The organism is Rhodococcus sp. AW25M09 (assembly GCF_000333955.1).
Lineage (GTDB): Bacteria > Actinomycetota > Actinomycetes > Mycobacteriales > Mycobacteriaceae > Rhodococcoides.
In genome coordinates this window covers 21,520-33,034 of record NZ_CAPS01000123.1, presented here as the reverse complement: position 1 = coordinate 33,034, position 11,515 = coordinate 21,520, and the positions used below count along the sequence as shown (strand labels likewise).

The following is an 11,515-nucleotide window of genomic DNA, read 5'->3' as shown; positions in this document are numbered from 1 at the left end:
ACGGAATCTCTGCCGCTCCTGAGTCACAGAGATCCACGATCATGCGCCTGCTGCTGGACGCTGGTACCGGCCGAACAGCCAGCGCTGTGCATTTTATACACCTCTGCCGAGGGTGTTCATCGAACAGTGGACGATCCCGCGAGACGCCGCGAGGGTCGCCGATCACCCGATCGACGACCCTCGCTGTGTGCGACCTACTTGAAGGTGTCCTTGATGTTCTCGCCGACCTTCTTCACGCCTGCCGAACCCTGGTCCTTCTTGCCCTCGGCCTCGAGGTCCTTGTTGTCGGTGGCGTCGCCGACAACTTCCTTGGCCTTGCCGATGGCGTCTTCTGCTGCGTTCTTTGCCTTGTCGATGAAGCTCATGTGAGTTCCTTTCGTCGTGCCGGGTTGGTACTGAAGAGTTAGTCGAAGACGATCGGCGAAAGCGCACGCGCAGGCATCGAGATCTGGATCACATACATCGCCGACGTTTCCGTATGGTCGGCGGTGGCTACATTCGACCGGTGATGGTCGCCAAGGTGGACAGTTATCAGCGCAGGCACCCGTCGGCGGGTTTCCCGCTGGCAGTGCTGTACAAGTTTCTCGACGACCGCGGGGGTTACCTCGCTGCACTGATCGCGTACTACTCGTTCCTCTCGCTGTTTCCGCTGCTGCTGTTGTTCACCACGGTGCTGGGGATAGTGCTGGCGGGCGATCCGGAGCTGCAGAGTCGAATAATCGATTCGGCGATGAGTCAGATCCCGGTCATCGGTGATCAACTGAGTCAGCCGGATCGACTCAGCGGCGGAACCACGGCAATCGTCATCGGTGTGGTCGGTTCGCTGTACGGCGGACTCGGGGTGTCTCTGGCGGTGCAGTATGCGATGAACACCGCATGGTCGGTGCCGCGAAACGAGCAACCGGACCCGATCAAGGGACGCTTGCGCGGTCTGTTGTTGCTGAGCACCGTCGGCACCGCCGTCATCGGGTTGACGGTGCTGGGCGGTATCGCCTCGTCCGGTGTCTTCGGGTTTGCGGGCGGTGCCTTGGCGCTGATCGGTGCCGTGGTCGTCAACGCCGCAGTCTTCACGGCCGCGTTTCGCATCGGCACCGTACGTGAGTTGAGTGTGCGCGAGGTCCTTCCCGGTGCTGCGATCGCCGCGGTTATCTGGCAGGCACTGCAATCGTTCGGCGGCATCTACGTTCGGTACGTCGTCGGCAACGCCAGCGCCAGCAACGGAATCTTCGCGATCGTTCTCGGCCTGCTCGGCTTCTTGTACGTCTCGGCGGTGCTGATCGTGCTGTGCATCGAGATCAATGCCGTTCGAGTCGATCACCTGTATCCCCGGGCGCTACTGACGCCGTTCACCGACAACGTCGAACTCACCGAGGGTGACAAGAACTCGTACACGGGCCAGGCAGAGGCGCAGCGCAACAAAGGATTTCAGGACATCACCGTCACGTACGACGAGCCGGATTCGATGACGGGAGAGGAGTCGCCCAGTAAGTGACCCGAGTGTCGACAATGTGTGCCCGCGAGCGGATAGATCCCGTGTGTGGACTCGAATTGAGGACACTGACCGCACCTACTGGGACGGCTACTTTTTCTCTTGATGCGCCGCGTCCTGGGCTCTCGGCAAACGCGCTCGCATTCGTCGGGTGCGCGCGGAGTCGCCTGCGATCGGGCGCGATTCTGGACGCGGCCGACGAACGCGCTCGCGTTCGTGGTGCCGGGGCGGGAGTGTGCGGAGGTGAGGTGACCCTCGTCACGAACCGGCCGGACGGTCGGCAGAAAAAGATTTCGAGTTTGTTATGCGAAAGCGCATGCGCAAGCGCTTGTATGCGCCTTAGGCTCCTGCAATCGAGCGACGCGACCGCGTGGCCGGGGACAAGGGAGTCCACATGTTCAATCACTGTCGGAAGTCCGTGCTGACGATCGGAACCGCGCTCATGGCCGGGTCGCTCGTATTCGGCCTGACCGCCTGCAGCAGTTCGGACTCGGACGGCACAAAGGTGGGGCTCATCACCAAGACGGACTCCAATCCGTACTTCGTGAAGTTGCGTGAAGCAGCGCAGGCGCAAGCCGATTCCAGCGGAGCCCAGCTGGTGGCTCTCGCCGGAGCATTCGACGGTGACAACGAGGGGCAGGTCGCAGCAATCGAGAACCTGGTCGGTCAGGGTGTGAAGGGAATTCTGATCACGCCGAACTCCTCGACCGGAGTCCTGGACGCGATCAAGAAGGCACGTGACGCCGGCGTCGTCGTCATCGCGCTCGACACCGCGACGGACCCGGAGGACGCGGTGGACGCCACGTTCGCCACCGACAACAAGGCAGCCGGAGTGAGCCAGGGCGAGTGGGTCAAGGCCACACTCGGAAGCACCAAGCCCCAGGTCATCATGCTCGACGGCACAGCGGGCGGAACGGTCGACACCTTCCGGCACGACGGCTTCCTCGAGGGCATGGGCCTGACGAACAGCTCGCCGGAAATCGTCGGCCAGGAGAACACGAACGGCGATCAGACCAAGGCCCAGACCGCCATGGAGAACTTGCTGCAGCGAGCCCAGGGCGTCAATGCGCTGTACACGATCAACGAGCCTGCAGCGGCCGGTGCTTATCAGGCGATCGAGTCGGCCGGCCGCGCGGACCAGATCACCATCGGTTCGATCGACGGCAGCTGCACCGGTGTCGAAAACGTCAAGGCCGGCATCATCGGCGCGACGGTGATGCAGTTCCCGGCGAAGATGGCACAGGAGGGCGTCGACGCAGTCGTCAAGTTCGCCGAGGACGGCACCAAGCCCAGCGGCTTCAACGACACCGGCTCGCAGCTCATCACCGACAAGCCGGTCGACGGTCTCGAGTCGCAGGACACCGCATGGGGCGAAGAGAATTGCTGGGGCTGATCGCGGGTTCCCGGACCACCGTCGAGTACGAGGACTGATTCGTGAGTACCGATACCGCATCCGCTGAGAAGCCGACGGCTTCGAGCCGGTTCAACGCGGGGACCATCCTGCGTGAACCGCTGCTCGGGCCGATGGCAGCGCTCGTCATCGCCGTCATCGTCTTCAGTTCTATTTCGAGCTCGTTTCTCAACCCGCAGAACGTCTCTCTGATCCTGCAGCAATCGGTGGTCGTCGGCATTCTCGCCGTCGGCCAGACGCTGATCATCCTCACCTCGGGAATCGACCTGTCGATCGGTGCGATCGCGGTGATGGGCACCATCGTGATGGCGCAGTCCGCAGGTGCCAACGGACCGGTGGTGGCCCTGGGTTCGACGCTGGCCGTGTGTGTGGCGTTCGGGGCGATCAACGGCGGATTGGTGACGGTACTGAGACTGCCGCCGTTCATCGTCACGCTCGGCACCTTCACGGCAATCCAGGCAGCCACCAGATTGCTGGCCGGATCCGAGACCTACCAGGTAACGAGCGGACCGCTGACGCTGCTCGGTAACTCGTTCAAGATCGGTAGCTTCTCCACCACGTACGGCGTGGTGGCGATGCTGCTGGTGTATGCGGTGATGTGGTACGCGCTATCCCAAACAGCATGGGGCAGGCATATTTACGCAGTCGGCGGCAGTCCGCAGGCCTCGGATCGCTCCGGCATCAAGTCCGGTCGTGTGCTGTTCTCGGTCTACATCGCCACCGGAGTCATCGCGGCGATCGCGGCGTGGGCCGCGCTCGGTCGCATCCCCAACGCCGATCCGAACGCGTATCAGAACGCCAACCTGGAAACGATCACCGCGGTCGTCATCGGCGGCACCAGCCTGTTCGGTGGCCGCGGTAGCGTCGTCGGGACACTGATCGGAACCCTGATCGTCGGTGTGCTGCGCAACGGTCTCACCCAGGCAGGCGTCGACAGCCTCTACCAGAACATCGCGACCGGAATTCTGGTCATCGTCGCGGTGGCCGTGGATCAATTCACGCGCAGGAGATCACAATGAGTGCCACCCTAGCCCTGGAAGCGCGCGGCCTGGTCAAGAGATACGGCAGCGTGACCGCGATCAACGGTGCCGATTTCGAGTTGCGGGCCGGTGAGGTGCTGGCCGTGATCGGCGACAACGGTGCTGGAAAGTCCAGTCTCATCAAAGCGTTGGCCGGTGCCGTGATTCCCGACTCGGGAGAGATCCTGATGAACGGATCGCCGGTGACGTTCCGCAACACCCGCGACGCCCGAGCAGCAGGCATCGAGACGGTATATCAGGACCTGGCCGTCATTCCCGCGCTCGACATCGCGTCGAACGTCTATCTCGGCCGGGAGATCAAGCGTAAGGGCATCAGCGGCAGCATCTTTCGTAGGCTCGATATGCCGAGGATGCGCGACGAGTCATCGAAGCATCTGCAGGATCTGAAGATCGGCATCAAGTCGGTCAATCAGGCGGTCGAGACGCTCTCCGGTGGTCAGCGTCAGGGTGTCGCGGTGGCGCGAGCGGCGGCGTTCGGTCGCGGAGTGATCATCATGGACGAGCCGACTGCCGCACTGGGCGTGCGGGAATCGGGAATGGTGATCGATCTGATCCGAACGATCCGCGACCGCGGTATACCGGTGGTGCTCATCAGCCACGACATGCCGCACGTGTTCGAGGTCGCAGATCGGATCCATATCCATCGACTCGGCAAGCGAGCGGGCGTGGTCGATCCGAAGAACCGCACCATGTCCGAGGTCGTTGCACTGATGACCGGTGCGGAGGAGCCGACCGACGATGAACGCGCCGGCCTCTGAATCGACCAGCCCGGTCGGGGTTTTCGTCGGGCTGGCGACACTCGATGTGATCCATCGAGTGTCGGCAGCCCCGGCTCCCAACCAGAAGATCACCTCGAGCGCGCAGTTCGTCGCGGCGGGAGGGCCGGCCGCCAACGCGGCTGTCACCTTCGCCGCGCTGGGCGGCACTGCTGTGCTCGTCACCGCGCTCGGAGACGACCCGGTGGCAGCGCTGATCAAGGCTGAGCTGGCCGCATTCGGAGTGCGGGTGATCGACGCGGCCGAGGGCACCAGCAGATCGGTGCCGGTCTCGGCGGTGACGGTGATCGAATCGACCGGTGACCGGTCGGTCGTCTCGGCCGATGCAGTGAACTCCGACGCCTCCCCGCCCGACCAGCTCGACGCTCTGGTCGCCGGTGCCGATGTCGTCCTCGTCGACGGGCACCACCCCCTGATCGCCTGCGCCGCCGCGGAACATGCGGCGGCGCGGGTTACCACGTTGGTCGTCGATGCCGGCCGGTGGAAGCCGGTGATGAGCGAGCTGATCCCGTACGCCACGGACATGGTGTGCTCAGCGGACTTTCGCGCCCCCGGCACCGGAGACACCGCGTCCACCGCGGCGGCACTCGTCGGCTCGGGTGTGCACACGGTCGTCACCACGCACGGCGGCGAGCCCGTCGAATGGTGGTCCGAGGCATCGTCGGGCTCGGTGGATGTCGAGCCGGTGACAGTGGTCGATACAGTAGGTGCCGGCGATGCATTCCACGGCGCGTATGCGTACTACTCGACGCAGGACGGCTCTCTGCCCGAGCGCATCCACAGGTCGGCTCACATTGCGGCACTGCGTTGCTCGGTGATCGGACCACGAGCGTGGCTTCGCACACTTTCCACCCACGGACTCGAAAGCGACAACGGTGAGCACTGATCAGGACGTACAGGAAGCCACCCTCGGCGAGCTCGTGGAGCTGGCCGGGCGGCTCGCCGTGGCCGGTGAACGGCGGATTCTCGGACTGACCGGCGCACCGGGTGCCGGAAAATCCACAGTGGCCCAGCAACTCGTCGACGCGCTCGGGCCGGAGCGTTCGGTGCTGGTTCCGATGGACGGATTTCACCTCGCCAACGAGGTGTTGATCGATCTGGGCCGGCTCGACCGCAAGGGCGCGCACGACACGTTCGACGACGGTGGGTACGCGCGGTTGATCGCGGCGATTCACGACCAGCGGCCCGGTGACCCCGATGTGTATGCCCCGAAGTTTCGGCGAGAGATCGAAGAGTCGATCGGTTCGTCCATCCCGGTCCCGTCGAGGGTGCCGCTCGTGATCACCGAGGGCAACTACCTGCTGATGGAATCCGACGCGTGGCCGGCCGCCAGGAACATGATCGACGAAGTCTGGTTTCTGGCCCCGAGCACCGAAGTTCGGCACGAACGCTTGGTGGCCAGGCACGAGGCATACGGAAAGTCGCACGAGGACGCGCGATTCTGGGCACTGGGTTCGGACGAACGCAACGCAGAACTCATCGGGTCGACGGCGCGGCGCGCCGAGCGAATCCTGCGCCTGCTATGAGCGCTGCCTGTACCCGCGCTCGGAGGGCCGGCTGACGTGGCCACGATGGACGACGTCGCACGCATCGCAGGGGTGTCGGTGTCGACGGTCTCGCACGTGCTCAACGGAACCCGCAAGGTCAACCCCACCACCCGAGAACGCGTCGACGCCGCAATCGTGGAGATCGGATACCGGCGCAACGTCGTTGCACGGTCCCTCGCAGCAGGCCGGACCCACACGGTGGGTCTGTCGATCGCGGCGTTGACCAATCCGTATTTCGGCAGTCTGGTGTACGCCGTCGAGCAACGGCTGTCGGAGGCGGGCTACGTGTTGATTCTCGGCGACTCGCACGACGAGCCGAGATCGGAGCGAAGGGTCGTCGATTCGCTGCTGGATCGTCAGGTCGATGGCATGATCCTTGCGCCGGCAGCGGGTTCGCAGGAGTCGACGATTCCGGAAATCATGCACAGTGGAACGCCCCTGGTACTGATCGACCGCATGCTGGATCTTCCGTGCGACCAGGTGGGGCCCGAGAACGACGAGTCCGCGTACCAGCTGACCGCCCACCTCCTCGATGCCGGACATCGCCGTATCGCGATCGTGCGGGGGATAGCGGGTATTTCCTCCACGACGGAGCGATTCGACGGCTATGCCCGTGCGTTGGCCGACCGAGGCATCGAACCTGACCCCCGCCTGATCCTCGACGGCCGGTCCAACGTCGAGGTGGCCGAGACGCAGGTGCTCGAGCTGATGTCGAATCCGGACCGGCCGTCCGCTCTGGTGTCGATGAACAACTCGATGACCATCGGAGCACTCAAAGCAGTTCGCGCCCTTGGCTTGTCGATTCCCATGGATCTTGCCTTCGTATGCTACGACGACTTCGAGTGGTCGGATCTGTTCGAGCCCCGCCTGACCGCGGCGGCGCAGGACGTGCAGACGATCGGCAGAACGGCAGCGGACCTGCTGCTGGGCCGCATCGAGGGTCGAGAAGACGCGCCCCGATCGATTCGAGTGCCGACCACGTTCACCCACCGAAATTCCTGCGGGTGTACCTCGCCCGTCCCCGAAAGATAGGACAGCTCATGCCGATTGCCAGTCCGGAGCAGTACGTGGCAATGTTGGACCGCGCCAAGGAAGGCGGGTTCGCCTACCCGTCGATCAACGTCACCGGTTCGCAGACCCTCAACGCAGCGTTGCAGGGATTTGCCGAGGCCGAGAGTGACGGCATCATCCAGGTATCGGTCGGTACCGCGCTCTACCTGTCCGGCAACGCCGTACAGAACCGCTTCGCCGGCTCCAAGGCGCTCGCGCAGTACGCACACGAAGTGGCACAGCACTATTCGATCTCGGTAGCGTTGCACACCGATCACTGCCCCGCGGAGAATCTGGACGATTGGGTCCGCCCACTGCTCGCCGACGCCATCGATCGGCGCGGCCGCGGCCTGGAACCGCTGTATCAATCGCACATGTGGGACGGTTCGGCGGTACCGCTCGACGAGAACCTGCGAACGGCTCGCGAATTGCTCGACCTGTCGGTGCAGGCGAACACGATCCTCGAAATCGAAGTGGGAGTGATCGGCGGTGAGGAGGACGGCGTGTCGCACGAGATCAACGAACAGTTGTACTCGACGGTCGATGACGCCCGCGCCACGATCGCGGCGCTCGGCGCAGGGGAGCGCGGTCGGTACATGACGGCTCTGACCTTCGGCAACGTCCACGGCGTCTACAACCCGGAGTCGGTGCATCTACGGCCCGAGATACTCGCGGAGATTCAGGCCGTCGTCGGTGGCGAAACGGGTAAGGACAAGCCGTTCGATCTGGTGTTCCACGGTGGATCGGGGTCGAGCGCAGAAGACATCGCCTCAGCGGTGGCGAGCGGAGTGATCAAGATGAACATCGACACCGACACGCAGTACGCCTTCACCCGATCCATCGCAGGGCACATGCTGAGCAAGTACGACCAAGTCCTCAAGGTCGACGGCGAGTACGGAAACAAGAAGGCATACGACCCCCGGTCGTGGGGCAAGCCCGCCGAGACGGCGATGGCGGCCCGAGTTGTCGAGGCGACACAGATGCTCGGCTCGGCCGGTCGGACGATGCGCTGAGAGAAGTTCTCGGTCGAGCATGTAGAAATCGCCGGACCGGCTTCGTCCCAGGGTCGAATGCGGCAACAATGGCTGCACCGAACCTCAGGAGAGACCATGGCGAAGTACCTCATGCTCAAGCATTACCGCGGCGCACCCGAGCCGGCCGACTGGGTCCCGATGGACCGATGGACGCCGGCCGAAGTGCAGGACCACATCCAGTTCATGCGGGATTTCGCCGCGCAGCTCGAAGCGACGGGTGAATTCGTCGACGCACAGGCGCTGGCGCCCGAGGGGACGTGGGTGCGCTCGGACGGAGAAGGGAAGCCGCCGGTGACCGACGGTCCGTTCGCCGAGACCAAGGACCTCATCGCAGGCTGGATGATCATCGACGTCGAGACCTACGAGCGTGCGCTGGAGCTGGCCGGACAGTTGTCGGCGGCACCGGGCACCGGTGGAAAGCCGATCGACGAGTGGCTCGAGTTGCGTCCGTTCATGGAGGCACCCGACACGATCGAAGCTTGACCTGTCATGGATCCCCGGGTGCTGCGGACGCTGACGCCTGCAGTGATCGGCGTCCTCGTCCACCGTGGTGCGGATTTCGCATCGGCCGAGGACGCCGTGCAGGAGGCATCGGTACAGGCGGGCTCGACGTGGGTCGACGCTGCGCCGGCGGACCCGAAGGGCTGGCTCGTCACCGTCGCCTGGCGGAAGTTTCTCGATGCACAACGTTCGGAGAAGGCGCGTCGAGATCGTGAGGACCGACTTGCGGCCCAACCGGATCCAGACAGCGTGGGCGGCGTCGACGACACGCTGCAGTTGTTCTTTCTGTGTGCGCATCCTTCGCTCGGTCCGGTTGCGGCGGTGGCGCTCACACTGCGGGCGGTCGGGGGACTGACGACGCGGCAGATCGCGCAGGCGTATCTGGTGCCGGAGAAGACGATGGCGCAGCGCATCAGTCGGGCCAAACGCACGGTCCGCGACGTGCGTTTCGACGCCCCGGGAGACCTCGGGACGGTACGGCGGGTGCTGTATCTGGTGTTCAACGAGGGATATACCGGCGATGTCGACCTCGCCGCCGAGGCGATTCGTTTGACTCGACAGTTGACGACGTTGTCCGACGACGAGGAAACGGCAGGACTGTTGGCCCTCATGGTGCTGCATCACGCACGACGGTCGGCCAGGACCGGATCCGACGGTCGACTGATCTCGCTGGCCGACCAGGACCGATCCCGTTGGGACACAGGCTTGATCGCGGAGGGGGTTCGGATTCTGCAGGCGGCGCTCGCCAGAGATCGGCTGGGCGAATATCAGGCGCAGGCAGCCATCGCCGCCTTGCACGCCGACGCGATACGAGTAGAGGAGACCGACTGGGTGCAGATCGTCGAATGGTACGACGAGTTGCTCGCCCTCACCGACAGCCCTGTCGTGCAGCTCAACCGCGCGGTGGCCATCGGGGAAGCCGACGGTCCGATCGCCGGGCTCGCGGCACTGGCCGACGTCGATCCCGCAGTCCCGCGCCATACGGCGGCGGCGGCACACCTGCACGAGAAGGCCGGCGATCTGCGGCAGGCCGCCGAGTTGTATGCCGACGCAGCGGAGCGGGCGTCGTCGATACCCGAGCGGCATCATCTGGCGCTGCAGGCGGCTCGCATTCGGGCCGCGATTCTCTGACTCGATCGAGCAAACGAACGAACCGATCGGTTTCGTAATCTGATCGTTAGCGAGAGGAAGCGGAATTCGTGCGACCCTCGACTGGTGCTGATGTTGCCAGTGGGGCAGATGAGGAAGAAGCGAACTCGATTCGCTGCGACGGTGACTGCTGCCGTGATCGCGTCGATGCTGATGACCGGAACATCGGCCCAGGCATTGCCGGGCAACTCTGGATCGGCCGACGCGGCGGCGGGTGCCGTCGGCATCCATCAAGTGTCTGCCACACGAGCGGTGCTGAACGTGTTCTCCCCGTCCATGAATCGCGTCATCTCCAACGAAATTCTGCATTCACCCGGCGGCGAAGCTGCTCCGAGCCTGATCTTGCTCAACGGCGCGCTCGGCAACGAGGACGGCGTCGGGTGGCTCAACAACTCCGGCGTCGAACAGTTCTTTCTCGACAAGAACGTCACGGTGGTCGCGCCGATCGGTGGACGCTTCAGCTTCTACACCGATTGGCAGACCGCCGATCCGGTGCTGGGTAGCAACATGTGGCAGACGTACCTCACCCGTGAGCTGCCTGCGGCCGTCGACGCTGCGTACGGATCGACGGGCAGGCGCGGTGTGGCGGGACTGTCGATGAGCGGCGGGCCCGCACTCGACCTGGCGATCCAGGCTCCGGACGTGTTCGACGCGGCGGCGTCGTTCAGTGGATGCCCGGCACCGTCCAACCCACTTGCCACAGTGGGCATTTCGACGATGATTGCCGGCGGCCTCAACAATCCCTTCAACATGTGGGGGCTGCCGGGCAGCCAGGGATGGCGTGATCACGATCCGTCGCTCAACGTCGAGCGTCTACGGGGAACCGCGGTGTACGTCGGTTCATCCCGCGGCGTGCCGGGACCGGTGGATCGAATCCCCGAGAGAGCGATTCCACCGTTCGGCGGAATGGCTGTCGAGGCGATGGTGAACTTCTGCACGTCGATCTTCGTCGACGCGCTGCGCCGAGCCGATGTGCCTGCGACGGTGTCGATGCGCGACGAGGGCGCGCACACCTGGCCGTTGTTCGAGGATCAGTTGCGCGAGGCCTGGTTCACCACGCTGGCACCGGCTCTGGGAACCCGCTGATTGCCCCGAGGCTCTCGCGGGTACGCGTCGGTGGAGATCACCGACGAAAGGATCACCCGAACATGTCGAAGGAAGAGCTGCACAAGGGCGACAAGGTGGAGTGGAACACCCACGGAACCACGACCGAGGGAACTGTGGTGGAGAAGATCACCTCCGAGACCGAAGCCGCGGGCAGAACGGTGAAGGCCTCGAAGGACGACCCCCAATACCGGGTCGAGAGCGACAAGTCGGGCAACGATGCGGTGCACAAGCCGGATGCGCTCGACAAAAAGGACTGATTGCCCAGTTTCAGCGTAGCGGCTGCACCCGCTGAACGTTCTGTACCCTCGAGAAAGTACGGATCGTCACTTATGGAGGCAGCAATGGGGACGACCCCGATGCGAATTCGGCACGGAGTTTCGCGTCCCGGTCGATGGATCGGCAGCGACTCTG

General features: G+C 64.2%; 13 protein-coding genes. 12 read left to right on the top strand and 1 reads right to left on the bottom strand.

Features of this window, described 5'->3' with window-relative positions:
* Positions 1-194: 194 nt before the first annotated feature.
* Complete coding sequence (locus tag RHODMAR_RS23730; RefSeq protein WP_008718579.1) at positions 195-365, bottom strand: CsbD family protein; 171 nt, start codon at positions 363-365, stop codon at positions 195-197.
* 143 nt (positions 366-508) lie between these two features.
* Here RHODMAR_RS23730 and RHODMAR_RS23725 point away from each other — a divergent pair, with 143 nt between their 5' ends.
* The 12 genes from RHODMAR_RS23725 to RHODMAR_RS23670 all read left to right on the top strand — a co-directional run bounded on the left by RHODMAR_RS23725 (position 509) and on the right by RHODMAR_RS23670 (position 11,361).
* Positions 509-1,492, top strand: coding sequence for a YihY/virulence factor BrkB family protein (locus tag RHODMAR_RS23725; RefSeq protein ID WP_042940198.1), 984 nt, complete (start codon positions 509-511; stop codon positions 1,490-1,492).
* Positions 1,493-1,883: 391 nt separating this feature from the next.
* Positions 1,884-2,882: a substrate-binding domain-containing protein gene (locus RHODMAR_RS23720; protein WP_042940197.1), complete on the top strand. Its 999-nt coding sequence runs from the start codon at positions 1,884-1,886 to the stop codon at positions 2,880-2,882.
* A 41-nt stretch (positions 2,883-2,923) separates the two neighbouring features.
* Positions 2,924-3,919 carry an ABC transporter permease gene (locus RHODMAR_RS23715; protein ID WP_008719758.1) on the top strand — a complete coding sequence of 332 codons (996 nt, stop codon included), beginning with the start codon at positions 2,924-2,926 and terminating at the stop codon, positions 3,917-3,919.
* Positions 3,916-4,698 carry an ATP-binding cassette domain-containing protein gene (locus tag RHODMAR_RS23710; RefSeq protein WP_008719757.1) on the top strand — a complete coding sequence of 261 codons (783 nt, stop codon included), beginning with the start codon at positions 3,916-3,918 and terminating at the stop codon, positions 4,696-4,698. Before RHODMAR_RS23715 ends, RHODMAR_RS23710 begins: the two co-directional genes overlap by 4 nt.
* Complete coding sequence (locus RHODMAR_RS23705; RefSeq protein WP_008719755.1) at positions 4,679-5,602, top strand: PfkB family carbohydrate kinase; 924 nt, start codon at positions 4,679-4,681, stop codon at positions 5,600-5,602. Before RHODMAR_RS23710 ends, RHODMAR_RS23705 begins: the two co-directional genes overlap by 20 nt.
* A complete protein-coding gene (locus RHODMAR_RS23700; RefSeq protein ID WP_008719753.1) occupies positions 5,592-6,242 on the top strand; it encodes a nucleoside/nucleotide kinase family protein in 651 nt (216 codons plus the stop codon). The genes RHODMAR_RS23705 and RHODMAR_RS23700 overlap by 11 nt, the downstream gene beginning before the upstream one ends.
* 45 nt (positions 6,243-6,287) lie before the next feature.
* Entirely contained in the window at positions 6,288-7,295 is a 1,008-nt protein-coding gene (locus tag RHODMAR_RS23695; protein WP_232433751.1) for a LacI family DNA-binding transcriptional regulator, read from the top strand.
* Between the two features lie 8 nt (positions 7,296-7,303).
* The gene (gene fbaA, locus RHODMAR_RS23690; RefSeq protein ID WP_008719748.1) at positions 7,304-8,326 is read left to right on the top strand and encodes a class II fructose-bisphosphate aldolase; all 1,023 of its coding nucleotides are present in this window, start codon (positions 7,304-7,306) and stop codon (positions 8,324-8,326) included.
* Positions 8,327-8,422: 96 nt separating this feature from the next.
* Positions 8,423-8,830 (top strand): YciI family protein, encoded by a 408-nt coding sequence (locus tag RHODMAR_RS23685; protein WP_008719747.1) that lies wholly within the window; start codon positions 8,423-8,425, stop codon positions 8,828-8,830.
* Positions 8,831-8,836: 6 nt separating this feature from the next.
* Positions 8,837-9,979 (top strand): RNA polymerase sigma factor, encoded by a 1,143-nt coding sequence (locus RHODMAR_RS23680; RefSeq protein ID WP_008719745.1) that lies wholly within the window; start codon positions 8,837-8,839, stop codon positions 9,977-9,979.
* A gap of 108 nt (positions 9,980-10,087) precedes the next feature.
* Positions 10,088-11,083, top strand: a complete 996-nt coding sequence (locus RHODMAR_RS23675) for an alpha/beta hydrolase (protein WP_042940195.1) — start codon at positions 10,088-10,090, stop codon at positions 11,081-11,083.
* Between the two features lie 62 nt (positions 11,084-11,145).
* Positions 11,146-11,361: a DUF2945 domain-containing protein gene (locus tag RHODMAR_RS23670; protein WP_008719742.1), complete on the top strand. Its 216-nt coding sequence runs from the start codon at positions 11,146-11,148 to the stop codon at positions 11,359-11,361.
* Positions 11,362-11,515 lie beyond the last annotated feature (154 nt).